General features: G+C 68.3%; 21 protein-coding genes and 2 pseudogenes. 16 read left to right on the top strand and 7 right to left on the bottom strand.

What is annotated here, in order from left to right:
* Positions 1-6: 6 nt before the first annotated feature.
* On the top strand, positions 7-1,005 hold the full coding sequence (locus CBM2588_RS21465; protein ID WP_115682386.1) for a HEAT repeat domain-containing protein: 999 nt from the start codon (positions 7-9) through the stop codon (positions 1,003-1,005).
* Between the two features lie 8 nt (positions 1,006-1,013).
* Positions 1,014-1,277, top strand: coding sequence for a gamma-butyrobetaine hydroxylase-like domain-containing protein (locus CBM2588_RS21460; RefSeq protein ID WP_231942228.1), 264 nt, complete (start codon positions 1,014-1,016; stop codon positions 1,275-1,277).
* A gap of 7 nt (positions 1,278-1,284) precedes the next feature.
* Here CBM2588_RS21460 and CBM2588_RS21455 read toward each other — a convergent pair whose 3' ends face one another.
* On the bottom strand, positions 1,285-1,545 hold the full coding sequence (locus CBM2588_RS21455) for a MoaD/ThiS family protein (protein WP_115682384.1): 261 nt from the start codon (positions 1,543-1,545) through the stop codon (positions 1,285-1,287).
* A gap of 29 nt (positions 1,546-1,574) precedes the next feature.
* Positions 1,575-2,732: a sialidase family protein gene (locus CBM2588_RS21450; RefSeq protein WP_115682383.1), complete on the bottom strand. Its 1,158-nt coding sequence runs from the start codon at positions 2,730-2,732 to the stop codon at positions 1,575-1,577.
* 579 nt (positions 2,733-3,311) lie between these two features.
* Between CBM2588_RS21450 and CBM2588_RS21445 the strand changes: the two genes are divergently transcribed.
* Positions 3,312-3,935, top strand: coding sequence for an N-acetyltransferase (locus CBM2588_RS21445; protein ID WP_115682381.1), 624 nt, complete (start codon positions 3,312-3,314; stop codon positions 3,933-3,935).
* Positions 3,936-3,951: 16 nt separating this feature from the next.
* Here the strand turns inward: CBM2588_RS21445 and CBM2588_RS21440 are convergent, their stop codons facing one another.
* Positions 3,952-4,173 carry a hypothetical protein gene (locus tag CBM2588_RS21440; protein ID WP_115682380.1) on the bottom strand — a complete coding sequence of 74 codons (222 nt, stop codon included), beginning with the start codon at positions 4,171-4,173 and terminating at the stop codon, positions 3,952-3,954.
* A 468-nt stretch (positions 4,174-4,641) separates the two neighbouring features.
* On the opposite strand from CBM2588_RS21440, the gene CBM2588_RS21435 reads away from it, so the two are divergent.
* Entirely contained in the window at positions 4,642-6,045 is a 1,404-nt protein-coding gene (locus CBM2588_RS21435; protein ID WP_115682379.1) for an NCS2 family permease, read from the top strand.
* 146 nt (positions 6,046-6,191) lie between these two features.
* Here CBM2588_RS21435 and CBM2588_RS21430 read toward each other — a convergent pair whose 3' ends face one another.
* Positions 6,192-6,602, bottom strand: a complete 411-nt coding sequence (locus CBM2588_RS21430) for a VOC family protein (RefSeq protein ID WP_115682378.1) — start codon at positions 6,600-6,602, stop codon at positions 6,192-6,194.
* 325 nt (positions 6,603-6,927) lie between these two features.
* Here CBM2588_RS21430 and CBM2588_RS21425 point away from each other — a divergent pair, with 325 nt between their 5' ends.
* A complete protein-coding gene (locus CBM2588_RS21425) occupies positions 6,928-7,236 on the top strand; it encodes an H-NS histone family protein (protein ID WP_111516681.1) in 309 nt (102 codons plus the stop codon).
* An 87-nt stretch (positions 7,237-7,323) separates the two neighbouring features.
* On the opposite strand, the gene CBM2588_RS21420 is transcribed toward CBM2588_RS21425, so the two are convergent.
* Complete coding sequence (locus CBM2588_RS21420) at positions 7,324-7,908, bottom strand: hypothetical protein (RefSeq protein WP_115682377.1); 585 nt, start codon at positions 7,906-7,908, stop codon at positions 7,324-7,326.
* A 529-nt stretch (positions 7,909-8,437) separates the two neighbouring features.
* On the opposite strand from CBM2588_RS21420, the gene CBM2588_RS21415 reads away from it, so the two are divergent.
* A complete protein-coding gene (locus tag CBM2588_RS21415) occupies positions 8,438-9,466 on the top strand; it encodes an AraC family transcriptional regulator (protein ID WP_231942227.1) in 1,029 nt (342 codons plus the stop codon).
* A gap of 12 nt (positions 9,467-9,478) precedes the next feature.
* Here CBM2588_RS21415 and CBM2588_RS21410 read toward each other — a convergent pair whose 3' ends face one another.
* The gene (locus CBM2588_RS21410; protein WP_115682375.1) at positions 9,479-10,399 is read right to left on the bottom strand and encodes a LysR family transcriptional regulator; all 921 of its coding nucleotides are present in this window, start codon (positions 10,397-10,399) and stop codon (positions 9,479-9,481) included.
* A gap of 106 nt (positions 10,400-10,505) precedes the next feature.
* Here CBM2588_RS21410 and CBM2588_RS21405 point away from each other — a divergent pair, with 106 nt between their 5' ends.
* A complete protein-coding gene (locus tag CBM2588_RS21405) occupies positions 10,506-11,735 on the top strand; it encodes an MFS transporter (RefSeq protein ID WP_115682374.1) in 1,230 nt (409 codons plus the stop codon).
* A 17-nt stretch (positions 11,736-11,752) separates the two neighbouring features.
* Here CBM2588_RS21405 and CBM2588_RS21400 read toward each other — a convergent pair whose 3' ends face one another.
* The gene (locus CBM2588_RS21400) at positions 11,753-12,979 is read right to left on the bottom strand and encodes an NnrS family protein (RefSeq protein WP_115683681.1); all 1,227 of its coding nucleotides are present in this window, start codon (positions 12,977-12,979) and stop codon (positions 11,753-11,755) included.
* 225 nt (positions 12,980-13,204) lie between these two features.
* On the opposite strand from CBM2588_RS21400, the gene CBM2588_RS21395 reads away from it, so the two are divergent.
* The 9 genes and pseudogenes from CBM2588_RS21395 (at position 13,205) to CBM2588_RS21355 (ending at position 24,189) form a co-directional block, all read left to right on the top strand.
* Entirely contained in the window at positions 13,205-14,485 is a 1,281-nt protein-coding gene (locus CBM2588_RS21395) for an MFS transporter (protein ID WP_115682373.1), read from the top strand.
* Between the two features lie 53 nt (positions 14,486-14,538).
* Positions 14,539-15,924 carry a NarK family nitrate/nitrite MFS transporter gene (locus CBM2588_RS21390; RefSeq protein ID WP_115682372.1) on the top strand — a complete coding sequence of 462 codons (1,386 nt, stop codon included), beginning with the start codon at positions 14,539-14,541 and terminating at the stop codon, positions 15,922-15,924.
* 189 nt (positions 15,925-16,113) lie between these two features.
* Positions 16,114-19,854, top strand: a complete 3,741-nt coding sequence (locus tag CBM2588_RS21385; RefSeq protein ID WP_115682371.1) for a nitrate reductase subunit alpha — start codon at positions 16,114-16,116, stop codon at positions 19,852-19,854.
* A pseudogene (gene narH / locus CBM2588_RS21380) lies at positions 19,851-20,078 on the top strand (nitrate reductase subunit beta); the annotation flags it as partial. The gene CBM2588_RS21385 and the pseudogene narH (CBM2588_RS21380), both read left to right, overlap by 4 nt.
* Position 20,079: 1 nt before the next feature.
* A pseudogene (locus CBM2588_RS21375) lies at positions 20,080-20,439 on the top strand (molybdopterin dinucleotide binding domain-containing protein); the annotation flags it as partial.
* Positions 20,436-21,986: a nitrate reductase subunit beta gene (gene narH / locus CBM2588_RS21370; RefSeq protein WP_115682369.1), complete on the top strand. Its 1,551-nt coding sequence runs from the start codon at positions 20,436-20,438 to the stop codon at positions 21,984-21,986. The pseudogene CBM2588_RS21375 and the gene narH (CBM2588_RS21370), both read left to right, overlap by 4 nt.
* Positions 21,987-22,013: 27 nt before the next feature.
* The gene (gene narJ, locus CBM2588_RS21365) at positions 22,014-22,679 is read left to right on the top strand and encodes a nitrate reductase molybdenum cofactor assembly chaperone (protein WP_115682368.1); all 666 of its coding nucleotides are present in this window, start codon (positions 22,014-22,016) and stop codon (positions 22,677-22,679) included.
* A gap of 46 nt (positions 22,680-22,725) precedes the next feature.
* A complete protein-coding gene (gene narI / locus CBM2588_RS21360) occupies positions 22,726-23,409 on the top strand; it encodes a respiratory nitrate reductase subunit gamma (RefSeq protein WP_115682367.1) in 684 nt (227 codons plus the stop codon).
* Positions 23,410-23,436: 27 nt separating this feature from the next.
* Positions 23,437-24,189, top strand: coding sequence for a peptidylprolyl isomerase (locus tag CBM2588_RS21355; RefSeq protein ID WP_115682366.1), 753 nt, complete (start codon positions 23,437-23,439; stop codon positions 24,187-24,189).
* The last annotated feature ends 12 nt before the right edge of the window (positions 24,190-24,201 follow it).

The following is a 24,201-nucleotide window of genomic DNA, read 5'->3' as shown; positions in this document are numbered from 1 at the left end:
CCATCCATGCCGCACGCTTCCGCTTTGCCTGACCACGCCCAGCCTGGCCTCGATCCCGCCATCCGCGCGCTGGCGCTCCGCCTGGCCGACCCCGACCCCGCCGTGCGCCGCGTGGCCGTGCTGCAACTAGCCGACCTGGAGGACGAGGACGGCGTGCCGCTGCTGCTGCAGCGGCTGCAATCCGACCCTGCCGAGACCGTGCGCGCCGAAGCCGCGCGCACGCTGGCCAGCTGGGAACAGGCAGAGGTCGTGCCGGCCCTGGCCGCCGCCCTGGCCGATCCCAGCCGCGAAGTGGCGGACGCCGCGGCGCAAGGGCTGTCAGAGTTGAAAGACCCGGCTTCCGGCGCCGCCCTGCTGCCGTGGGTCACGCACCAAGACCCCTTTGTCCGGGCGTCCGCGTGGCGCGGCCTGCGCGAGTTGCGCCATGCGCCAGGCTTCGATGCGGCCATGGCCGCGCTGTCCGATGCGGCCGCGCCGGTGCGGCGCGAAGCCGTGGCCGTGCTGGGCTGGCTCAAGCGCAACGAAGCCCTGCCGGCGCTGGCCCAGGCCGCCACCGGCGACACCGACACCGACGTGCGGCGCGCCGCCGCCGGGGCCCTCGGCCTGGCAGCCGACCCGTCGGCATGCGACGCCTTGCTTGCGGCGCTGCGCGACAGGGCCTGGCAGGTGCGGGAAGAAGCTGCGCGGACCATGGGAAAACTGAAGTTCCCCGACGCCGTGCGCCCGTTGATCGACGCGCTGGAAGACCCCTACTGGCAAGTCCGCCTGCAGGCCGCCAGGGCCCTCGGCAAGCTGCGCGATCGCGCCGCGACGGCGCCGCTGACAGTGCAACTGACCCACGCCATCAGCAACCTGCGCAAGGAGGCCGCGCTGTCGCTGGGCAGCCTGCAGGATACGGCGGCGCTGCCGGCCCTGACCGTTGCGGCGGACGATGCCGATCCGGAGGTACGCAAGGCCGCGCGCATCGCGCTGGCGCAGATCGGCTCGCCGCCGGGACCGGCATGAGCCGCGGCATGGTCATCCCCACGCGCCTGGAGCTGTCGCGCAGCGAAGGCGCGCTGCGCATCTGCTGGCCGGACGGAAAGCGCCAGTCGCTGGACCCGGCCCGCTTGCGCGCGGCATGCCGCTGCGCCGCCTGCCGCGGCAAGCCGGCTGAGGGCGGCATGCGCGACCTGCAAATCGTCGCCCTCGGGGACATGGGCTACGGCGTTCAGATCGTGTTCAGCGACGGGCACGACCGCGGCATCTACCCATGGCAGTACCTGCAGGCGCTATAGCCGGGTCTCACCCGCCTGCCAGCGCCTGCAGGATATGCACCTCGTCGGTCTCCCGCAACGGCGCATCCAGCCGCATCAGCTGTGCGCGATTGACGAAGACGCGGATATACGGCCGCAGCTTGCCCTGCTCGTCGACGATGCGAAAACGCATGCCGGGAAACTGGCGGTCAAGGTCGTCGAGCAGCTCGGCAATGCTGGCGCCGCGGCCCTCGACATATTCGCGCTGTCCGGTATAGGAAAACAGCGGCGTCGCGATACGGACCTGCATGTTAAATCCTCCGGCGCGGCGGCCGGCGCTCAGGCCGGACGTGCCACGCTGACCGCGTAGATCTGCGGCAGGTTGCGGGCGATGCATTGCCAGGCCTCGCCTTCGTCCGCGCTGGCCCACAGCTCGCCGCCGGTGGTGCCGAAGTACACGCCCACCGGAGCATGGCCGTCGGTGGCCATGGCCTGCCGCTTGACCGTGAACCAGCCCTGTTCGGCGGGCAGGCCGCGGTCCTGGCGCTGCCAGGTCTCGCCGCCATCGCGCGTGACATAGGCGGCGGGCCGGCCGCCCGGGCTCACGCGCGGCCACACGTCGCTGCCATCCATCGGGAACACCCACACCGTGCGCGGGTCGCGGCGGTGCGCCACGATCGGGAAGCCGATGTCGCCGACCTCCGCCGGCATCGCCTCGCCGATCCGCTTCCACACGCCTTCGCGGCGGTCCATCCGGTAGATGCCGCAATGGTTCTGCTGGTACAGGATGTCCGGGTTGGCGGGATGCTGCAGCATGCAGTGCGGGTCCTGGCCGTATTCCGGGTTGGGGTCGGGCAGGAAATTGGCGATGCTGCCGCGGTTCAGCGGCTTCCAGTCGGCGCCGGCGTCGGTGCTCTCGAACACGCCGCCGCTGGACATGCCGATATACAGGTGGCGCGCATCGCGCGGATCGACCAGCACGGAATGCAGCTTGGGACCGTCGGGGGTGCCGTCCTGCTCGCCGCCGGTCCAGGCGCGCCACATCGGATGATCGTTGAAGCCGCGCACCGGTTCCCAGGTCGCGCCATGGTCGGCACTGCGGAACAGGCCCTGCGGCGAGGTGCCGGCGTACCAGGTGCCGGGCTCGCTGGCATGGCCGGGGGTGAGCCAGAACACGTGGTCGACCACGCGCCCGGCCTCGCCCTCGGGCACCTTGTCGAAGGCGGGCGGGCGCGCCGCCTCGGTCCAGTTGCGGCCGCCGTCGGTGGAGCGGAACACGGTCGGGCCGAGGTGGCCGGTGCGGGCCGCCATCAGCAGGCGCGACGGGTCGCGCGGGTCCTGCACGATGTGGTGGATGGTATGGCCGAGGAAGGTCGGACCGTCGATCTGCCAGCCGCGGCGCGCGGCGTCGCTGGTCAGGAACCAGGCACCCTTGGTGGTGGCCACCAGCAGGCGGACCGGGCCGGTATCCGTTTCGGGGGTGGGGGAAGTCGTCATCTTGGCTCCTGCAAGAAGGCCGGGTGAACGATGTTTCCGAGTCTAGTACATGTAGACAGTGTTCACAATGAACGATGGCGACAGCCCCTCCCCGCGCGCTGTCAGCCGCCGGCGGGCGTACGAAGTAGAACGGAGTTCACGGCGGAAGCCGGCGACTTGGCTGGACATTCCATATGAAGTGTGGCATAAGCAATGTGCCTCCGAACCATATCGCCTCCCGCCCCCATGCCTTGCTTCGCCCGTTTCGCCACCCTGAACCGCCCGGCCCAGCCGGCGGCAGGCGTGCGCGCGCGCGCCGCGCAGCAAGGCCTTGCCCCTGACCTGGCCAGGCACTTCCCCGCCTGCAACCCGGTCCGCCGCGCCGTGCTTTTCCTGGCCGTGCGGGCAGTTCGGGGCGCCACCCTCCAGCCCTGAGCTTTCCCGCACGGCCCATGTCGCGGATGCCATCCGGCACCCGCTCGATCATGCAGCCAGGAGAAAGCCAGACATGTCACCGCTCTATCGCCATACCTTCTGCGCCATGGTGGCGCTCGCCGCCCTTTACCTGCTCCTCAATCCCTGAGCGGGTCGGAGACTGCCATGGCGACTTTCCATGCCCTGCGCCTGCCGGCGCCGGCGCTGCCGCGCGCGCTCGAACTGCGCATCGACGTTGAACTGACCCCCGCCGAGATCGAGCGCGAACTCGACGCCCTGCACGGCCGCATCGGCCGGCCGGGCGACCGCCTCCATGCGATGCCCGCCCTGCCGGCGGGCGCGCAGGGCCTGCGCCTGCGCTACCGCGAGGCCGACGGCGAGTACTACGTGTATGTGGAAGACGTGATGCAGCGCCGGCTGGCCGGTTATACCGTCTTCAACCGCCTGGTCGAAGTCGGCCGCCGGGCCGATCCGTGGGTGCGGGCGCCGCATACCAAGTTTGCGCCCGCTTACCAGCGCCGCGGCCTGGCGCGGGCGCTCTATCGCTGGGCGCTGGACGGCGGGCTATGCCTGCTGAGCGGCGCGCGGCAGTCGGCGGGTGCCCACGCGCTATGGCAGGCACTGGCCCCTGACTACGCCATGGGCTATGTGGATTTGCGCAGCAAGACGCTGACGTGGCTCGGCGGTGATGTCGATGCCGCCACGCGCGACGGCCTGCATACGCGCATGCTGCTGCTCGGGCGCGGCTGGACGCTGGAGGCGTTCATGGCCCGCACCGGCATGTACTGACGCGGCGTGTGGGACTTTACAGCCAGCGGATCGGCGCGGCTTCGCGGGCATTGGCGGCGTACAGCGCCCAGCCCTGCGCAAAGTAGGCGCGCACGCGCGCGGCCAGCGACTGGCCGCCGCCCATGCGGGCGTAATAGGCGACATCGCGCGCCGGCTCCGCGGCGGGCTGCGCGGACTTCGGCTGCGCGGCCTTGGGCTGGGCGGGCTGGCGATAGAGGGTGTCGGCGAGTGCTTGCATGGCGATTCTTCCTTTCCGGTTCGGAAACAGGTTTAGTGTCTCGTGAAGCACTTATGGCCGGGATTCGGCCCGGATCTCGAGACGATTCAGGGTTATCCCTAGTATAGAGAAGTCGACTGCCGGGCATTCGGGTCATTCCCTATAGGCCGTATATTCACCGCCTGATAATGGCAGCCGCCGAAAACGCCACCTGAAGGGGCTTCACCGTCAAGAGATACGCATGCATCACATTCGATATTCTCGGTCGCACATGCCGCGCATTGAGCGCCGGTGATGATGGCCGGCGCCGCCTCACCTAGCCTTCAGCCTTGCCCGGATCACGCCCACAGAAGGCACCGACAAGCGGCACACCGATAACAGCGGGGTTGGCCAGGATTTCCGCCTCCAGCCCAGACCAGAACCACGTGAGACCGCCTGACGACGTTCCGCACGACGGACGTTGCAGCGCCCGCAAGGAGACAGCCCATCATGATCGAACAACCCTATCCGTCGTCCGCGGCGGAGGCCGATCCCGCACGCCCCCACGCTCCCCATGTGCCGGAAGTCAAAGGCCGGCTCGATGCCTTCTTCGAGATCACCGCGCGCGGCAGCACGCAGCGCCAGGAAGTGGTGGCCGGGGTCACCACCTTCATGGCGATGGTCTACGCCGTCTTCGTCGTGCCGGGCATGCTGGGCAAGGCCGGCTTCGATACCAGCGCGGTCTTCGTCGCGGTGTGCCTGACCACGGCCTTCGGCTCGCTGCTGATGGGCCTGTGGGCCAAGCTGCCGATCGCCATCGGCTGCGCCATCTCGCTGACCGCGTTCATGGCCTTTGGCCTGGTGCTGGGCCAGGGCCTGTCGCCGGCGGTGGCGCTCGGCGCGGTGTTCCTGATGGGCCTGATCTTCACCGCGATCTCGGTCACCGGCGTGCGCTCCTGGATCCTGCGCAACCTGCCGGCCGGCGTCGCGCACGGCACCGGCATCGGCATCGGCCTGTTCCTGCTGCTGATCGCGTCGAATGAGGTCGGGCTGGTGGTCAAGAACACGCATGCCGGCCTGCCGGTGGCGCTGGGCAAGATCACCTCGTTCCCGGTGGTGATGTCGGTGCTGGGCCTGGCCGCGATCTTCGGGCTCGAGCGCCGCAAGGTGCCGGGCGGGATCCTGCTGGTCATCATCGCCATCTCGGCGCTGGGCCTGGCCTTCGATCCGGCGGTGAAGTTCACCGGCGTGTTCGCGCTGCCGTCGCTGAGCGCACCGGGCCACGAGTCGCTGATCGGCGCCATGGACGTGCGCGGCGCGCTGACCGCCGCCGTGCTGCCGAGCGTGCTGGCACTGGTGATGACCGCGGTGTTCGACGCCACCGGCACCATCCGCGCCGTCGCCGGGCAGGCCGGGCAGCTCAATGCCGCCGGCCATATCCACAATGGCGGGCGCGCGCTGACCGCCGATTCGGTCAGCTCGATCTTCTCGGGCATGTTCGGCGGCGCCCCGGCCGCGGCCTATATCGAATCGACCGTCGGCGTCGCCGCCGGCGCCAAGACCGGCCTGACCGCGGTGGTGGTGGGCCTGCTGTTCGTGGCGGTGATGTTCTTCTCGCCGCTGGCCGCGCTGGTGCCGTCCTACGCCACCGCGCCTGCGCTGATGTACGTCGGCCTGCTGATGCTGTCGAGCGTCAGCCGCCTGCACATGGATGACCTGGTCGATGCGCTGGCCGGCCTGGTCTGCGCCGTGTTCATCGTGCTGACCTGCAATATCGTGACCGGCATCATGCTGGGCTTCTGCACCCTGGTGGTGGGCCGCGTCGTGGCCGGCGAATGGCGCAAGCTCAATCTCGGCACCGTGGCCATCGCGGTGGTGCTGGCTGCGTTCTACGCCGGCGGCTGGGCGATCTGACCACGCTGCGCATGAGCGCGTCCCGGACGTTGCCGGGACGCTGACAACCAGATGTCTCCTCCACCGCGATCCAGGTGGATTTCAAGCCCGGGCTTCCTGCTTTCCCGGGCTGTTTTTTTTGGCGCGGGCCCGGCGCGATGGCGCGTTCACTGCGACGCCTGCATTGCCGCCACATCCATGTACACCAGTTCCCAGACATGGCCATCCAGGTCCTGGAAGCCGTGGCCATACATAAAGCCCAGATCCATTGGCGGCTTGTAGGTATTGCCACCCGCCAGCACCGCGGCATTGACCATTTCATCGACGCGGGCGCGGGTTTCCATCGACAGGCAAACCAGCACTTCGGTGGCTTTGCGCGCATCGCAGATGTCATTGGGCGAGAAGCTGCGGAACTTGGCTTCAGTGAGCAGCATCACAAAAATGTTCTCGCCGACGATCATGCAGGTCGCGGTATCGTCGGTAAATTGCGGATTGAAGGAAAAGCCCAGCTGGGTAAAGAAGGCAATCGACTTTTGCAGGTCGCGCACGGGTAAATTGACAAAGATCTGCTGACTCATGGGGGGCTCCGGTAGTCGTGGCGTGGCACTGCGCGGGCGCAGACAAACAGTCTAGGCGCTAAAGCCGGGCGGCGCGCGTATTTCGATTGGCCCGGAATGAGGGCAAGAAAATGGAAACCCGCACTGCAAAACGACCATTGGCTGGGGCAATGTCGCAGCCATGGAAGCGGCAATGGTTCCCGCATTCGGCGAGACAATGATGCCGACCAGCGCCCCGACAATCTGTCCGTGCAATCTGCGTTATTTTTTGTAAAATTTTTTCAGGTGCCCTGACACCTGAATTTCTAGTACCATGCAGCGGCCTAATTGCAGAAAGGGGATATAAATGGCGACATACAAGCAACTCCTGGCTGAGAAGGAAGCGCTGGAAGCCAAGCTGAATGAAGTGCGCGCGAACGAAGTGGCGGGCGTGATCGATAAAATCCGCGAACTGATGACCGAATATGGCCTGACCGCGGAAGACATCCTGCCCCGGCGCAAGCGCGGCCGTCCCGCCGGCAGCAGCGCGCGCAAGACTGCCGCCGCCCTGCCCCCGAAGTACATGGATCCCAAGACCGGCAAGACCTGGTCGGGCCGCGGCCGAGCGCCGGCCTGGCTGGGCAAGCGTCCGGAGCGCTTCCTGATCGAGCAGTAAGCCAGTCCTGCCGTCGGGCCTCAGCGGGCCGCGCCGGTTGCCCGCTGCCCCGCCAACCCGTCCGCAGCCGGGGGGCCCGGACGGGTTTCACAACGCCTGGCAGACATAATCCTTTCGCAGCGCCCTGAAACCCTGCTGCGTCGGCTCGGCCGTCAGGCGCGCGCCGCCGTCGGCCAGCGGCTGCAGGCGCAGGATCCGCGCCGAACACTGGCTGGCGGTCTCGTCCCGCTGGTAGCGGATCTCGTACTGCGCGCCGGCCACCGGCACGAACGACACGCCCGCGGCGCAGCGCATCTCGGGCAGCGGCGGCGCTGCCGCCGACGTCACCGCCACATAGATGCGCCTTCCCGCCTCGACCAGCCGCTCACGCGTGCGCGCGGCCGGCTCCGGCGAACGCCCGGCCATGTCCAGGCCGCGCTCCCTTCCCATCGCCGACAACTGCCTGCCCATCCCCGCCAGCACCAGCGGCCGGGCCGGATCCGGGCATCTGGCCGGATCGACCACAGTGAACGAGGTGTTTTCATCGGTGCTGGTCACCAGCCGCACGCTGGCGGACGGCGCACCGGCAGGTACCCGGTATTGCGCCACGCAGCCAGACAGCGCCACGGCGGCGGCAAGCAGCGGCAACACGGCAAGGCGGGGCGGGAAGGCGAACGACCGGTCATGGCGCATGGCAGCGGGCAGGTTGACTCGCGAAAGGGGATGCCGGGCCTGGTGCGGCGTTGGCGGCACGATGATGCGAAATGGCGCATGGATGCGACCCGATCGCGCCGAGGCCGACCCCCACCGCCGGTGGCCGCTGGCGCCGCAGGAGCCCCGCCATGCAGTCAAACCGGCCCAGCATACCCGCTTCCGACGTCCGCCGGCAGCCGCACAAACCCATGTTGAAAACTTCGACGTGATATCCACAGAATCTGTGGATATCCTGCCGTGCCCTGTCCGAAAACCCCGGTCTGTGCGCCACCGCACCGGACTGCCCAAAATTTAAGCAACGGGTTGCAGCGACCCGCCAGGCCAGCAGCGGCGCGGCCCTCCCTGTCGCCTGGCATCCATGGATGCCTTCCTGAGCGTCCGTTAAGCTGCCTGGCACACACTTCCGGCCGCCCCGCGCCCTTGAAGGGGCCATCGTCACCGCGTAATCTCTTTCGTACCGGGGGCTGCACGGGCGCACTTGCGCCACCTTGCCAGCCAGAAAACGACGATGCCACAACAAGAGCCTATCCAGGCCGGGCCGTTGCCTCGTGACCTGCTGCACGCGCTGCGTGAAGGCGGTTACGACGTATCGGCACTCGCGCCTGCCCCGGAATCCGACTCCGACTCCGACTCCTGCGACCACCAACCCGCCGCGCATGCGGCCGACCCGCAACAGGCCATCCACCTGCTGCTGGCCGTCTATCACGCCACCGGCGACCCCGCCATCGGCTTGTGGCTGGGCAGCCGGATGCCGCCCGACCTGCTCGGCCTGGCCGGCCTGCCCGCGATGGCCGGCCCATCATTGGGCACCGCCTTGCGGCGCATCGCGCGCTACCAGAAGCTGCTGGCCGGCGATCGTGTCGAGCTGCGACGCCAGGGCGACGAAGCCTGGGTCTGCATCCGCCCGAGCGATCCCGAGGCGCCCGACAGCCGGCCGCGCATCGACATGGAGCTGTGCTCGCTGCTGGCCTTCGGCCGGCGCTTTACGCGCAAGCCGCTGCATCCGCTGCGGGTGTCGCTGCGCATTGGCCGGCCGGCCTGGCACCTGCGCTATACCGAGGCCTTCGACTGCCCGGTGCGCTTTGGCGAGCCCGAAGACGCGATCGTGTTCGGCCGCCGCGACCTGGCGCTGCGGCTGATGGCCCGCGACCGCTCCGGCCCCTCGGCGCCCGCCGCCAGCCGCGACCTGCGGCCCGCCGCGGCATCGCTGGGCGATGTGCGCAGCGCCCTGCAGCAGCTGGCGGGCGACCGCGCCCTGAGCCTGGCCGCGGTGGCGCGCCACCTCGACATCAGCGAGCGCACGCTGCAGCGCCGGCTGATGGCCGCCGGCACCAGCTTCCGCACGCTGTGCGAAGACGCGCGGCGCGACCTGGCCGGCCACTACCTGAGCGAAGGCGCGATGTCGCTGGGCGAGATCGCGTTCCGGCTCGGCTTTGACGATGCCAACTCGTTCTTCCGCGCGTTCCGCCGCTGGACCGGCATGACGCCGGGCGACTACCGGCGCCACGCCACGGCCGCGCCGCAGCCGGCGGCGTAGCGCGGGCCCGGCTCACCCGCCGTGGAGCCGTTCCCACGGCGGGTGTTCGCCAAAGCGTTCAGCCAGGAAATCGACAAAGGCGCGCACGCGCGGCGGCACCAGGCGCCGCTGCGGCATCACCGCGTAGATGCCGGTGTCGGCCACCGGGTAATCGGGCAGCACCTGCACCAGCCGGCCGGCCTGCAGGGCGGCGCACACATGCCAGGCCGAATGCAGCGCGATGCCGAAGCCCGCCAGCGCCGCGTCGGACAGCAGCTCGCCGGTATTGGCCTCGATCCGGCCGCGCACGCGCACGGCAATCTCGCCGCCGGCGCCATCGCCAAGCCGCCATACATCCTGCCGTCCCTGGCTGCCCACCAGCAGCAGGCAATCGTGCCGCGCCAGGTCCTGCGGCGTGCGCGGCGTGCCGCGCCGGCGCAGGTAGTCGGGCGACGCGCACAGCAGCCGCCGGTTGTTGGCCAAGCGGCGCGCGACCAGCGCCGAGTCGTCGAGCGCACCGATCCGGATCGCCAGGTCGAAGCCGGCGCTGACCAGGTCCAGCACGTGGTCGCTCAGGTTGACGCTGAGCGATACCCCCGGATGCCTCGCCAGGAATTCCGGCAGCAGCGGCGAGACGTAAAGCCGCCCGAACGACGACGACGTCGTCACCCGCAAGGTGCCGGTGATGCCGGTGCCGGCCTGCCGCAACGACGCCCCCAGCGCCTCCAGATCGTCCACCAGCGCGCGCCCCTGCTCGGCCAGCACCGCGCCCTCCGGTGTGGCGTGCAGCCGCCGCGTGGTGCGATGCAGCAGGCGCACCCCAAGCTCGCGCTCCAGCCGCTGCAGGCGCTGGCTGGCCACCGCCACCGACAGGTCCAGGCTGCGCGCCGCGGCACTGATCGAGCCCAGGTCGAGCACGCGCAGAAACAGGCCGATATCGCCGATCCGGTCCATGATTTTCAATGATTTATTGAAACTGATTATGGATCATGCCGGTTTTTGCTGAAGCCGCAAAGGGCCAGACTGCGGGCTTCGTCCTCCCTTGCGCCCCTCTCCGACCATGGCTTCCTCCCCTTCCACCCTCGCCGCTCCCGCCCGGGCCCGGCTGCCGCTGGCGTTGTACGCGCTGACGGCCGGCTCGTTCGGCATCGGCTGCGCCGAATTCGTGATCATGGGCCTGCTGCTGCAGGTCGCCGCCGACCTGCAGGTGACCATCGCCGCGGCCGGCATGCTGGTGTCCGGCTACGCGCTCGGCGTGTTCGCCGGCGCGCCGGTGCTGACGCTGCTGACGCGCCGCATGCCGCGCAAGGCGGTGCTACTGGCGCTGATGGTGATCTATACCGTGGGCAACGCCGCCTGCGCGCTGGCGCCCGACTACACCACGCTGATGATCGCGCGCGTGCTGACCTCGCTCACCCATGGCACCTTCTTCGGCGTCGGCGCGGTGGTCGCCACCGGGCTGGTGCCGCAAGACCGCCGTGCCTCGGCGATTTCGGTGATGTTCTCGGGCCTGACCCTGGCCACGCTGCTGGGCATGCCCGCCGGCGCCTGGCTGGGCCTGCACCTGGGCTGGCGCTCGACCTTCTGGGCCATGACGCTGGTCGGGCTGCTGTCGCTGGCGGTGATCGCGCTGCTGGTGCAGAAGAGCCAGGACCACGGCGCACGCGTGGCGCTGCGCGACGAGCTGGCCACCATCGGCCGCCCGCAGGTGCTGCTGGGGCTGTTGATGACGGTGCTGCAGTCGATGGGGATCTTCGCCGTGATCACCTACGTCCAGCCGCTGCTGACGCGCGTGTCCGGCTTTGGCGAGGCGGCGGTATCGCCGATCCTGCTGTTGTTCGGCGCCGGCATGATCGTCGGCAACGTGCTGGGCGGCCGCTTTGCCGACCGCGCCCCGACACGCGCGGTGCTGGCCACGCTGGCGGCGCTGACGGTGGTGCTGGCGGCGATGACGCTGGCCATCCACAGCCAGGTGCTGGTGGTGGCCTTCGTCGGCATCCTCGGCGTCGCGGCCTTTGCCACGGTGTCGCCGCTGCAACTGCGCGTGCTGCGCCACGCCCACGGCGCCGGCGAGAACCTGGCATCGAGCTTCAATATCGCCGCATTCAACCTGGGCAACGGCCTGGGCGCGTGGATGGGCGGGGTGGTGGTCGATCACGGCCCGGGGCTGACGGCACTGCCCTGGGTGGCGGCACTGGCGCCGATGGCGGCGCTGGCGGTGGCCTGGCTGAGCGTGAAGCTGGAGCAAGGCGCGCGCAACCGCGCGCCAATGGCGCAGGCCTGCCCCTGAGCGCCAGCGCGGTCTCGTCAGCCCGGCTTGCCGTCCACGCGCGGGCGCGCCAGCCGCGGCGCATACGTCAGCGCATAAAGGCCAAAGCCCGCCACCCAGCACGCCCCCGCGCCCCACACCCAATGCAGGTAGCCGGCGGGCCAGGCCATCGGCCCGAACACGCGCAACACCGCCGCCGCGGCCACCAGCCAGTACGCCGCGGTCTCGGCGCGGCCGGCCACCAGCATGCGGCCGGTGTGGCCCAGCGCGGTGCGGGTAATCATGGCAATGATCGCCACACCGAGCACGCCCACCGTGAACGCGTGCGTCGCCAGCCCGGCCATCACCAGTCCGAGCGCGCCGAGCGCCTGCAGCAGCAGCGCCAGCGGCAGCCACGCGTAGGCCAGGTGCAGCACCCACAGGATCGGCCGGTTGCCGACCGCGTAACCGCGCCACCCCGCCACGCGCGCGCCCAGCACCAGCGCCGCCAGCAATGACAGCGCCGCCGCCAGCCATGCCGGCACGGGCAGGAGCCCGGCCGCCAGGCCGAGCACCGCAGCGGGAATCACCAGCCGATCCACCTGCCGGTACTGGCGCAACCGGAAGCCGGGAATCGCATTGGTGGTGAACATCGGAATCACGCGCCCGCCGATCACCACCACGAACAGCGTCACCAGCGCCACGCCGGCGCGGCACGCCAGCATCGCGCCGGCGTCATGGCCGCGCGCCTGCAGCCACAGGCTGGCGATATCGGCCAGCGCCAGCAGCCATAGCGCGAGCGCCAGCGGATAGTTGCGGCGATTGCCGCCGCGCACCAGCGTGCGCGTGAAGGCCAGCGCCGCCAGCGGCAGGAACGCGGCTTCGATGGCGAAGGCCACGGTGCCCGGCGCCACCCACAGGCCCACGCGTCCGGCCAGCCACAGCCCGAACAGCACAGCCAGCGCCGCGCCGGTCGGCGTGGGCTGCCCGGTCCAGGCACGTCCCGCCGTGAACAGGAATCCCACCACGATCGCGGCGGCAAAGCCGAACACCATCTCGTGCGCATGCCAGAACATCCCGGGCAGCACTGGTGCCGGACCGACCGATTGCATGCCCGCCAGCATTGCCGACCAGGCCGCGATCGCCAGTGCGGCAAACACCGCGCCGCCCAGATAGAACGGCCGGAAGCCCAGCGCAAACAGGGCAAAGCCACGTGGCGGCGGGCCCGGCGGGGCCTTGCCGGAGGGCGGCGTGCGCCGCGCGGGAAGGATGGGGATGGTGTCCATGTCAGCAAGGGCAATGAGGATGCGCAGCGGGCGCGGCGGCGCCAACACTGCGCCGCAAGTCGTCCCCACGATAGCACCGCCACCGCGCCGGCGACCTCCCCCGGTAGAACTACTTCCAAAGGCAGTCAGCGCCGCGCCTGCGCTGTGCGGCCGGCGAATAGGCAGCACCAGCGCCCGCCCCTACTCTGGCATCACCCCCGCCAAAGTTGACACAGGAGCATGGCCATGGCCACCCAACCCCGCGCGCCGGAGCCGATCCCGCCCGGCGCCGCAATGACACTGGCGTCCAGTACTTTTGCCTTCACCATCTGTTTTGCCGTGTGGATGCTGTTCGCGGTCCTCGGCATTCCCCTCAAGCAACAGCTCGGCCTGAACGACACCGAATTCGGCCTGCTCGCCGCTACCCCGGTGCTGAGCGGCTCGCTGATCCGCGTGCCGCTGGGGCTGTGGACCGACCGCTTCGGCGGCCGCATCGTGTTCTTCGTGCTGATGCTGGCCACCGTGGTCCCGATCTGGCTGATCTCGTACGCGACCACGCTGTGGCAGCTGCTGGTGCTGGGGCTGTTCGTCGGCCTGGCGGGCGGCTCGTTCTCGGTCGGCACGCCCTACGTGGCGCGCTGGTTCCCGCGCTCGCGCCAGGGGCTGGCGATGGGCATCTTCGGCGCCGGCAACTCGGGCGCAGCGCTGACCAAGTTCGTCGCGCCAGCGCTGATCCTGGCGGCAGGCACCTGGACCATCGTGCCGCGCGTCTATTCGGTGGCGATGCTCGCCACCGCGCTGCTGTTCTGGGTGTTCTCGCGCAGCGATCCGGCGCACATGGTCAAGTCCAGCGTGGGCTGGCGCGAGCAGCTGGCGGTGATGCGCGATCCGCGCGTGTGGCGCTACTCGCAGTACTACTCGGTGGTGTTCGGCGGCTATGTCGGCCTGTCGCTGTGGATGACCAAGTACTACATCGGCGAATACGGCTTCGACATCAAGACCGCCGCCTTCCTGGCCGCCTGCTTCTCGCTGCCCGGCGGCGTGCTGCGCGCCATCGGCGGCTGGATCTCGGACCGCTACGGCGCCCATCGCACCACCTGGTGGGTGATGTGGGTGAGCTGGGTCGGCTTCTTCCTGCTGAGCTATCCGCAGACCGATTTCATCATCCAGACCACCAGCGGCCCGCAAGGCTTCCGCATCGCGCTGACGCCCACGGTATTCACCGTCCTGCTGTTCGTGGTCGGCATTGCCTTCGCCATCGGCAAGGCCTCGGTCTTCAAGTTCATCTCCAACGATTTCACGCACAACATCGGCGCGGTTTCCGGCGTGGTCGGACTGGCCGGCGGACTGGGCGGCTTCGTGCTGCCGATCCTGTTCGGCATGCTGGCCGACCTGACCGGCATCCGCAGCAGCTGCTTCATGCTGATGTACGGCACCGTGTGCGTGAGCCTGGTGTGGATGCACTACAGCCACCGCGCCGAACGCCAGCGCAAGGCGCAGGCCGTCGGTCTCACGCAGGCAGCCTGATTGCTCACCTCACAAGCGCGCCTCCGCGCTCTCTCAACCAAGGCATACCAATCATGACCTCATCCGTACTCACCCGCTGGGAGCCCGAGAACGCGGCATTCTGGCAAAGCGAGGGCGAGCGCATCGCCTACCGCAACCTGTGGATCTCGATCCCGGCGCTGATGCTGGCATTCGTGGTCTGGATGCTGTGGAGCGTGGTCGCGGTCAACCTCGACCGCGCCGGCTTCCAGTTCACCAAGAACCAGCTGTTCTGGCTGACCGCGCTGCCGGCACTGTCGGGGGCCACGCTGCGCATCTTCTATTCCTTCCTGGTGCCGGTGTTCGGCGGGCGCCGCTTCACCGCAATCTCCACCGCGCTGCTGCTGATCCCGGCGCTGGGCATGGGCTTCGCGCTGCGCGACCCGTCCACAGGCTATCCCACGCTGCTGGTGCTGGCGCTGCTGTGCGGCCTGGGCGGCGCCAACTTCAGTTCGTCGATGGCCAATATCAGCTTCTTCTTCCCCAAGGCGAAGAAGGGGCTGGCCACCGGGCTGAATGCCGGCATCGGCAACCTGGGCGTGTCGGTGGTGCAGTTCGTCACGCCGCTGGTGGTGTCGCTGGCGGTGTTCGGCGCGCTCGGCGGCGAGCCGCAGCAGTACCAGGCCGACGGCGCCACGCAGGACCTGTGGCTGCAGAACGCCGGCTTTATCTGGGTGCCGTTCATCGTGGTGTCGGCGCTGGCCGCGTGGTTCGGCATGCATGACATCGCCGATGCGAAGGCGTCGTTCGCCGAGCAGGCCGTGATCTTCAAGCGCAAGCACAACTGGCTGATGTGCTGGCTGTACGTGGGCACCTTCGGCTCGTTCATCGGATTCTCGGCCGGGCTGGCGCTGCTGACCAAGTCGCAGTTCCCGGGCGTGAACCCCACCGCCTATGCCTTCCTGGGGCCGCTGGTCGGTGCCCTGACGCGTCCCGTGGGCGGCTGGATCTCCGACAAGCTCGGCGGCGCGCGCGTCACGCTGTGGACCTTCGTCGGCATGATCGTGGCGGTGTTCGCCGTGCTGGCGGCGCTGCCGCATGACGGCGCCGGCGGCAACTTCACGTACTTCCTCGCGGCCTTCATCGCGCTGTTCGCGCTGACCGGCATCGGCAATGGCTCGACCTTCCGCATGATCCCGGTGATCTTCCTGACCGAGCGCCAGCGCGCCGCCAAGGGCCAGGGCGACGCCGCGCAGCGCCAGGCGCTGCAGGACGCCGGCAAGGAATCCGCCGCGGTGCTGGGCTTCTCCGGTGCGATCGGCGCCTACGGCGGCTTCTTCATCCCCAAGAGCTTCGGCACCTCGCTGGAGCTGACCGGTGCGCCCGACGCCGCGCTGTATTGCTTTATCGCCTTCTATGTCAGCTGCGTGCTGGTGACGTGGTGGTACTACGCGCGCCGCAACGCCCCCATGCCCTGCTGAACGCCTTGCCGGCCGGCCTAGTTCTTCGGAACTAGGCCCGCGCCGGGCACCTCCCCCGATCGCCATCCGGCGGCTGTTCCACCAGCGAATTGGCCGCCGCCCCGCTCCCCCATAAGCTCGAGGTGTCCCTGCAAATGCTCCCGGGCAACCGCCGGAGCCCCGCAGAATAGCCTCGCGGAGAACAAGCAAATGAGTCATTTCCTGGATCGACTGAAGTTCATGTCGCGCGTCAAGTCCACCTATGCGGACGGCCACGGCGCGGTGGTGAACGAAGACCGCAAGTGGGAAGACGGCTACCGCAGCCGCTGGCAGCACGACAAGATCGTGCGCTCCACCCACGGCGTGAACTGCACCGGTTCGTGCTCCTGGAAGGTCTACGTCAAGAACGGCCTGATCACCTGGGAAACGCAGCAGACCGACTATCCGCGCACGCGCCCGGACCTGCCCAACCACGAGCCGCGCGGCTGCCCGCGCGGCGCCTCGTACAGCTGGTACGTCTACTCCGCGCAGCGCGTCAAATACCCGATGATCCGCGGCCGCCTGATGGAGATGTGGCGCGAGGCCCGCAAGACCATGGATCCCATTGCCGCCTGGGAATCGATCAGCCAGGATCCGAAGAAGGCGGCGCGCTACAAGAGCGTGCGCGGCCAGGGCGGCTTCGTCCGTGCCGACTGGAACACCGCCACCGAGATGATCGCCGCGGCCAACGCCTTTACCGTGAAGAAGTTCGGCCCGGACCGCGTGATCGGCTTCTCGCCGATCCCGGCGATGTCGATGGTTTCGTACGCCGCCGGTGCGCGCTACCTGAGCCTGCTCGGCGGCGCCTGCCTGTCGTTCTACGACTGGTACTGCGACCTGCCGCCGGCCAGCCCGCAGATCTGGGGGGAACAGACCGACGTGCCCGAATCGGCCGACTGGTACAACTCCACCTACCTGATGGTGTGGGGCTCCAACGTGCCGCAGACGCGCACGCCCGACGCGCACTTCTACACCGAGGTGCGCTACAAGGGCACCAAGACCGTCGCGGTGTCGTCCGACTTCGGCGAGATGGTCAAGTTCGGCGATATCTGGCTGGCGCCGAAGCAAGGCACCGATGCCGCGCTGGCGATGGCCATGGGCCATGTAGTGCTGAAGGAATTCCACGCCAGCGGCAAGTCCGCCTACTTCCGCGACTACGTGAAGCAGTACACCGACATGCCGATGCTGGTGCTGCTGCGTGACAACCAGGGCACGCTGGTGCCCGACCACTTCCTGCGCGCGTCGCACCTGGCCGACAACCTGGGCGAAGCCAACCATCCCGAATGGAAAACCCTGCAGATTGACGACGCCACAGGCGAGATCGTCGCGCCCAACGGCTCGATCGGCTTCCGCTGGGGCGAAGGCGCCCACAACGGCGGCGAGAAGATGGGGCGCTGGAACCTGGAAATGAAGGACGGCGGCAGCGGCCGCACAATCGCGCCGCGCCTGTCGTTGGTCAGCCAGCACGATGAAGTGGTGGAAGTCGGCTTCCCCTACTTCGGCGGCGAGCATGACGAACTGCTGCGCCGCCGCGTGCCGGCGCGCCGCATCACGCTGGCCGACGGCAGCAGCGCGCTGGTGGCGACCGTGTACGACCTGCAGATGGCCAACTACGGTGTCGACCAGGGCCTGGGCGGCCCCAACGTGGCGGCGTCGTATGAAGACGACGTGCCCTACACCCCCGCCTGGCAGGAGAAGCACACCTCGGTGCCGGCGCGCCTGGTGACCCAGGTTGCGCGCGAGTTCGCCGACAACGCCGACCGCACGCAAGGCAAGAGCATGGTGATCGTCGGTGCCGCGCTGAACCACTGGTACCACAACGACATGATCTACCGCGGCATCATCAACCTGCTGATGATGTGCGGCTGCATCGGCAAGAGCGGCGGCGGCTGGGCCCACTATGTCGGCCAGGAAAAGCTGCGCCCGCAGTTCGGCTGGGCCCCGCTGGCGTTCGGCCTGGACTGGTCGCGACCGCCGCGCCAGATGAACGGCACCTCGTTCTTCTACAACCACACCAGCCAGTGGCGCCACGAGAAGCTGGGCGTCGACGAGATCCTGTCGCCGACCGCCGATCGCAAGCGCTATGACGGAATGTCGCTGCTGGACCTGAACGCTAAATCCGAGCGCATGGGCTGGCTGCCGTCGGCGCCGCAACTGGGCGCGAACCCGCTCGACGTGGTCGATGCAGCCGAACAATCCGGCAAGGATCCGGTGGCCTACACCGTCGAGCAGCTGAAGTCGGGCGCCCTGCAGTTTGCCTGCGACGATCCCGACAACCCGGCCAACTTCCCGCGCAATATGTTCGTGTGGCGCTCCAATATCCTGGGCAGTTCGGGCAAGGGGCATGAGTATTTCCTGAAGTACCTGCTGGGCACGCAGAACGCCGTATTCGGCGACGAGAACGACGCGATCACGCCGAGCGAAGTCAAGGTGCGGCCGGCCGCCGAAGGCAAGCTCGACCTGCTGACCGTGCTCGACTTCCGCATGAGCACCACCTGCCTGTACGGCGACATCGTGCTGCCGACGGCAACCTGGTACGAGAAGGACGACCTCAACACGTCCGACATGCACCCCTTTATCCACCCGCTGTCCGAGGCCGTGCAGCCGCTGTGGGAAAGCAAAACCGACTGGGAAATCTACAAGGCCATCGCAAAGAAGTTCAGCGAGATCGCCGGCCCGTACCTCGGCACGCGCAAGGACCTGGTGTGCACGCCGCTGCTGCACGACACCCCGGGCGAACTGGGCCAGCCGTTCGAGCCGAAGGACTGGAAGGCCGGCGAGTGCGACCTGATTCCCGGCAAGACCGCGCCGTCGATGACGGTGGTCGAGCGCAACTACGCCGACATCTACAAGAAATTCACCTCGATCGGCCCGCTGCTCGACAAGCTCGGCAATGGCGGCAAGGGCATCAACTGGAACACCCAGCATGAGGTGAAGGAAATCGGTGACCTGAGCCACACGGTGACGGAACCCGGCGTAAGCCAGGGCCGACCGAAGCTCGAAACGGCGATCGACGCCGCCGAGATGATCCTGACCTTCGCGCCCGAAACCAACGGCCACGTCGCCGTCAAGGCATGGGAAGCGCTGTCGAAGATCACCGGCCGCGACCACACCCACCTGGCCGAAGGGCGCGAGCACGACAAGATCCGCTTCCGCGACGTGCAGGCGCAACCGCGCAAGATCATTTCCGCACCGACGTGGTCGGGCCTGGAATCGGAAGAGGTCAGCTACAACGCCGGCTACACCAACGTGCACGAACTGATCCCCTGGCGCACGCTGACCGGCCGCCAGCAGTTCTACCAGGACCATCGCTGGATGCTGGACTTCGGCGAAGGCGCGTGCGTGTACAAGCCGGCCATCGACACCAAGACCGTGGCGCCGATGCTGGGCAGGAAGCCCAACGGCAACCCGGAGCTGGTGCTGAACTGGATCACGCCGCACCAGAAGTGGGGCATCCACTCCACGTATTCGGACAACCTGCGCATGCTGACGCTGTCGCGCGGCGGCCCGCACGTGTGGATCTCGGAAGCCGAGGCCAAGGCCAACGGCATTCGCGACAACGACTGGGTCGAGGTGTTCAACGTCAACGGCACGCTGACGGCGCGCGTGGTGGTGTCGCAGCGCGTGCCCAAGGGCATGTGCCTGATGTACCACGCCCAGGAAAAGATCGTGAACGTGCCGGGTGCCGAGACCAGCGGCATGCGCGGCGGCATCCATAACTCGGTCACGCGCGCCGTGACCAAGCCCACGCACATGATCGGCGGCTACGCGCAGCTGGCCTACGGCTTCAACTACTACGGCACCGTGGGCAGCAACCGCGACGAGTTCGTGATCCTGCGCAAGATGAAGAGGGTCGACTGGCTGGAAGGCCCGCTCGTGGAAAAGACTGAGAAGGAAGGAGCAACGCAATGAAGATCCGCGCCCAGGTGGCCATGGTGCTGAACCTCGACAAGTGCATCGGCTGCCATACCTGCTCCGTGACCTGCAAGAACGTCTGGACCAGCCGCGACGGCGTCGAGTACGCGTGGTTCAACAACGTCGAGACCAAGCCCGGCATCGGCTATCCCAAGGAATGGGAGAACCAGGACAAGTGGCAGGGCGGCTGGAAGCGCAATGCCGACGGCACGCTGGAGCCGNCGCGACAACGACTGGGTCGAGGTGTTCAACGTCAACGGCACGCTGACGGCGCGCGTGGTGGTGTCGCAGCGCGTGCCCAAGGGCATGTGCCTGATGTACCACGCCCAGGAAAAGATCGTGAACGTGCCGGGTGCCGAGACCAGCGGCATGCGCGGCGGCATCCATAACTCGGTCACGCGCGCCGTGACCAAGCCCACGCACATGATCGGCGGCTACGCGCAGCTGGCCTACGGCTTCAACTACTACGGCACCGTGGGCAGCAACCGCGACGAGTTCGTGATCCTGCGCAAGATGAAGAGGGTCGACTGGCTGGAAGGCCCGCTCGTGGAAAAGACTGAGAAGGAAGGAGCAACGCAATGAAGATCCGCGCCCAGGTGGCCATGGTGCTGAACCTCGACAAGTGCATCGGCTGCCATACCTGCTCCGTGACCTGCAAGAACGTCTGGACCAGCCGCGACGGCGTCGAGTACGCGTGGTTCAACAACGTCGAGACCAAGCCCGGCATCGGCTATCCCAAGGAATGGGAGAACCAGGACAAGTGGCAGGGCGGCTGGAAGCGCAATGCCGACGGCACGCTGGAGCCGCGCCAGGGCGGCAAGCTGAAGATCCTGGCGAACCTGTTCGCCAATCCCAACCTGCCGGCGATCGACGAGTACTACGAGCCCTTCACCTACGACTACGAGCACCTGCAGAAGGCGCCGCTGTCGCAGACCCCGCCCACCGCGCGTCCGGTCTCGGTGCTGACCGGCCGCAAGATGGAAAAGATCGAGTGGGGCCCGAACTGGGAAGACGACCTCGGCGGCGAGTTCAGCTCGCGCGGCCGCGACAAGCTCTTCGACGACGTGCAGAAGGAGATGTACTCGACCTTCGAAAACACCTTCATGATGTACCTGCCGCGCCTGTGCGAGCACTGCCTGAACCCGGCCTGCGTGGCCTCGTGCCCGTCGGGCTCGATCTACAAGCGCGAGGACGACGGCATCGTGCTGGTCGACCAGGACAAATGCCGCGGCTGGCGCATGTGCATCTCGGGCTGCCCGTACAAGAAGATCTACTTCAACTGGCAGAGCGGCAAGGCCGAGAAATGCCTGTTCTGCTATCCGCGCATCGAGGCTGGCCAGCCCACGGTCTGCTCAGAGACCTGTGTCGGCCGCATCCGCTACCTCGGCGTGATGCTGTACGACGCCGACCGCATCGAGCAGGCCGCGTCGGTGGCCGATGAGCGCGACCTGTACCAGTCGCAGCTCGACGTCTTCCTCGATCCGCACGACCCGGCGGTGCAGGCCGAGGCGCTGCGCCAGGGGATTCCGCAAGGCTGGCTCGACGCCGCGCGCAAGTCGCCGGTCTACAAGATGGCGTGCGAGTGGAAGGTCGCCTTCCCGCTGCACCCTGAATACCGCACGCTGCCGATGGTCTGGTACATCCCGCCGCTGTCGCCGATCCAGTCGGCGGCCGAAGCGGGCCACATGGGCATGAACGGCATCATCCCCGACGTCAAGAGCCTGCGCATCCCGGTCAAGTACCTGGCCAACCTGCTGACCGCGGGCGACGTGATGCCGGTGCTGTCGGCACTGGACCGCATGCTGGCGATGCGTGCCTACAAGCGCTCGCAGGTGGTGGACGGCGTGCAGGACCTGGACGTGCTCAGGCAGGTGGGGCTGACGCCCGCGCAAGTCGAGGACATGTACCAGACCATGGCCATCGCCAACTACGAAGACCGCTTCGTGATCCCGTCCTCGCACAAGGAAATGGTCGAGGACAGCTTCAACGACAAGGCCAGCTGCGGCTTCACCTTCGGCAACGGCTGCTCGGGGGGCACCTCGGATGGCGCGCTGTTCGGCAAGAAGCCGCAGGGCAGCGTGCATTTCGTCGACATGCCCAGGTCGCGCAAGAAGGAAGTGATGAGCTGAGCGACCGCGAACGAACCGGAGAACAACATGCCCCTCTATCCCATCCTCAGCGCGCTGCTCGGCTATCCCGAGCAGGAACTGGTCGACGCGCTGCCCGAGATCGACGCCGCGCTGGCCGAGTGGCCGCAGGCGCGACACCTGCTGGCGCCGTTGACCGACATGCTGCGCGGCGAAGCGCTGATCACGCTGCAGGAGAACTATGTCGCCACCTTCGACCGCAACCCGTCGCACTCGCTGCACCTGTTCGAGCATGTGCACGGCGAAAGCCGCGACCGCGGCCAGGCCATGGTCGACCTGATCGACGAGTACCGGCGCGACGGCTTCGAGCCCGCGGCGTCGGAGCTGCCCGACTACGTGCCGTTGTTTCTGGAATTCCTCGGCGCGCTCGTGGCCGACGGCAAGGAGGCACGCGCCGAACAGCTGCTCGGCGAAGCTATCCACGTGCTGGCCGCGATCGGCGACCGGCTCGCGCGCAACCACAGCCCGTATGCCGGCGTGTTCGCCGTGCTGCGCACACTGACCGACGTGCAGCCGCAGCCGCAGCAGGAGCCGCCGGTGCGGGACATGGACGAGGCGCTGGAGACCTTCGGTCCGGGCGCCGATGGCGTGGAACCGCTGCTGGCACCTCAGGCCGGGCCGCAGGCGGTGAAGTTCTATCCGCGGGGCACGGCGCCGGTTCCGACGCATTGCTGACAACACTTGGCACGGCAACCCGAACACCAGACATTGGGCTAACACCATGGCAACCCTCCACCAATTCCTCTTCGGCATCTACCCGTACATCGCGCTTGCCATCTTCCTGTTCGGCAGCCTGGCCCGCTTCGAGCGCGAGCAATACACCTGGAAGAGCGACAGCTCGCAGGTGCTGTACCGCGGCAACCTGCGCACCGGCAACATCCTGTTCCATATCGGCATCCTGGGCCTGTTCTTCGGCCACCTGGTGGGCCTGCTGACCCCGGTGGCGGTGTGGGACGCGCTGGGCGTCTCGCACGGCTTCAAGCAGGGCGTGGCGATGGCCGCCGGCGGCGTGATGGGCACCATGTGCCTGGCCGGCCTGCTGATCCTGCTGCACCGCCGCCTGACCAACGCGCGCGTGTCCGCGGTGACCCGCACCGGCGACAAGGTGCTGCTGCTGTGGCTGCTGGCGACGCTGCTGCTGGGCCTGTCCACCATCTTCGAATCGGCCAGCCATATGGACGGCCACATGATGGTGCAGCTGATGAACTGGGCCCAGCACATCGTCACGCTGCGCGGCGACGCCGCCGGCTTTATCGCCGACGCCCCGCTGCTGTTCAAGGCGCACCTGTTCATGGGCATGACCCTGTTCGTGATCTTCCCGTTCACGCGGCTGGTCCATGTGTGGAGCGGCTTTGCCTCGCTCGGCTACCTGGGCCGCGCCTGGCAGCTAGTGCGCAGCCGCTGAACGCCATCACCGCACAAGGAGAATCCGATGCCTGTCACCGTCAACGGCGTGGAACTGCGCGACGCCGATATCGAACGCGAGCTGGACCATCATCACGACGCCGCCAACCCGGCGCGGCTGGCCACCATCTCGGCGATCCTGCGGCTGCTGATGCGGGCCGAAGCCTCTCGCATCGGCCTGGACGCCGACGCCATGGACGACGACGCGCTGGCGCAGGCGCTGCTGGCGCGCGAGGCGGCCACGCCCGAAGCCGACGAAGCCAGCTGCCGCCGCCACTACGACAGCCACCCCGGGCGCTTCCGCGAAGGCGAATGGGTGGAAGCCGACCATATCCTGTTCCAGGTCACGCCGCGCGTACCGCTGGACGCGCTGCGCGAGGTCGCGGCGCAGACGCTGGCACTGGTGCGCGGCGATCCCACCAGCTTTGCTCAACATGCCCGCGCGCTGTCGAACTGCCCCAGCGGCGCCAACGGCGGCCGGCTGGGCCGCGTGTTCCGCGGCGAGACCGCACCGGAGTTCGAGCGCGCACTGTTCGCCGCGCAGCAGGACGGCGTGCTGCCGCAGTTGCTTGAGTCCCGCTACGGCCTGCATATCGTGCGCATCCTCGAGCGTTGCCCGGGCACGCGCCTGCCGTTCGAGGCGGTGCGGGACGAGATTGCCCGCGCGCTGGGCGGCGCCGCGCGCGATCGCGCCTGGAAGCAGTACGCCAGCCTGCTGATCGGCCGCGCGCGCATCGAAGGCATCGAGCTGGAGGGCGCCGACAGCCCGCTGGTGCAGTAGCGAGCGGAGGCC

Source organism: Cupriavidus taiwanensis, assembly GCF_900250075.1.
GTDB lineage: Bacteria > Pseudomonadota > Gammaproteobacteria > Burkholderiales > Burkholderiaceae > Cupriavidus > Cupriavidus taiwanensis_C.
This window is presented reverse-complemented; position numbering and strand designations above follow the sequence as displayed.

What these genes read in the sequence shown, in the direction of transcription:
- CBM2588_RS21465 (WP_115682386.1), top strand. Translation starts at nt 7, where the DNA reads ATGCCGCACGCTTCCGCTTTGCCTGACCACGCCCAGCCTGGCCTCGAT.
- CBM2588_RS21460 (WP_231942228.1), top strand. Translation starts at nt 1,014, where the DNA reads ATGGTCATCCCCACGCGCCTGGAGCTGTCGCGCAGCGAAGGCGCGCTG.
- CBM2588_RS21455 (WP_115682384.1), bottom strand. Translation starts at nt 1,545, where the DNA reads ATGCAGGTCCGTATCGCGACGCCGCTGTTTTCCTATACCGGACAGCGC.
- CBM2588_RS21450 (WP_115682383.1), bottom strand. Translation starts at nt 2,732, where the DNA reads ATGACGACTTCCCCCACCCCCGAAACGGATACCGGCCCGGTCCGCCTG.
- CBM2588_RS21445 (WP_115682381.1), top strand. Translation starts at nt 3,312, where the DNA reads ATGGCGACTTTCCATGCCCTGCGCCTGCCGGCGCCGGCGCTGCCGCGC.
- CBM2588_RS21440 (WP_115682380.1), bottom strand. Translation starts at nt 4,173, where the DNA reads ATGCAAGCACTCGCCGACACCCTCTATCGCCAGCCCGCCCAGCCCAAG.
- CBM2588_RS21435 (WP_115682379.1), top strand. Translation starts at nt 4,642, where the DNA reads ATGATCGAACAACCCTATCCGTCGTCCGCGGCGGAGGCCGATCCCGCA.
- CBM2588_RS21430 (WP_115682378.1), bottom strand. Translation starts at nt 6,602, where the DNA reads ATGAGTCAGCAGATCTTTGTCAATTTACCCGTGCGCGACCTGCAAAAG.
- CBM2588_RS21425 (WP_111516681.1), top strand. Translation starts at nt 6,928, where the DNA reads ATGGCGACATACAAGCAACTCCTGGCTGAGAAGGAAGCGCTGGAAGCC.
- CBM2588_RS21420 (WP_115682377.1), bottom strand. Translation starts at nt 7,908, where the DNA reads ATGCGCCATGACCGGTCGTTCGCCTTCCCGCCCCGCCTTGCCGTGTTG.
- CBM2588_RS21415 (WP_231942227.1), top strand. Translation starts at nt 8,438, where the DNA reads ATGCCACAACAAGAGCCTATCCAGGCCGGGCCGTTGCCTCGTGACCTG.
- CBM2588_RS21410 (WP_115682375.1), bottom strand. Translation starts at nt 10,399, where the DNA reads ATGGACCGGATCGGCGATATCGGCCTGTTTCTGCGCGTGCTCGACCTG.
- CBM2588_RS21405 (WP_115682374.1), top strand. Translation starts at nt 10,506, where the DNA reads ATGGCTTCCTCCCCTTCCACCCTCGCCGCTCCCGCCCGGGCCCGGCTG.
- CBM2588_RS21400 (WP_115683681.1), bottom strand. Translation starts at nt 12,979, where the DNA reads ATGGACACCATCCCCATCCTTCCCGCGCGGCGCACGCCGCCCTCCGGC.
- CBM2588_RS21395 (WP_115682373.1), top strand. Translation starts at nt 13,205, where the DNA reads ATGGCCACCCAACCCCGCGCGCCGGAGCCGATCCCGCCCGGCGCCGCA.
- CBM2588_RS21390 (WP_115682372.1), top strand. Translation starts at nt 14,539, where the DNA reads ATGACCTCATCCGTACTCACCCGCTGGGAGCCCGAGAACGCGGCATTC.
- CBM2588_RS21385 (WP_115682371.1), top strand. Translation starts at nt 16,114, where the DNA reads ATGAGTCATTTCCTGGATCGACTGAAGTTCATGTCGCGCGTCAAGTCC.
- narH (WP_115682369.1), top strand. Translation starts at nt 20,436, where the DNA reads ATGAAGATCCGCGCCCAGGTGGCCATGGTGCTGAACCTCGACAAGTGC.
- narJ (WP_115682368.1), top strand. Translation starts at nt 22,014, where the DNA reads ATGCCCCTCTATCCCATCCTCAGCGCGCTGCTCGGCTATCCCGAGCAG.
- narI (WP_115682367.1), top strand. Translation starts at nt 22,726, where the DNA reads ATGGCAACCCTCCACCAATTCCTCTTCGGCATCTACCCGTACATCGCG.
- CBM2588_RS21355 (WP_115682366.1), top strand. Translation starts at nt 23,437, where the DNA reads ATGCCTGTCACCGTCAACGGCGTGGAACTGCGCGACGCCGATATCGAA.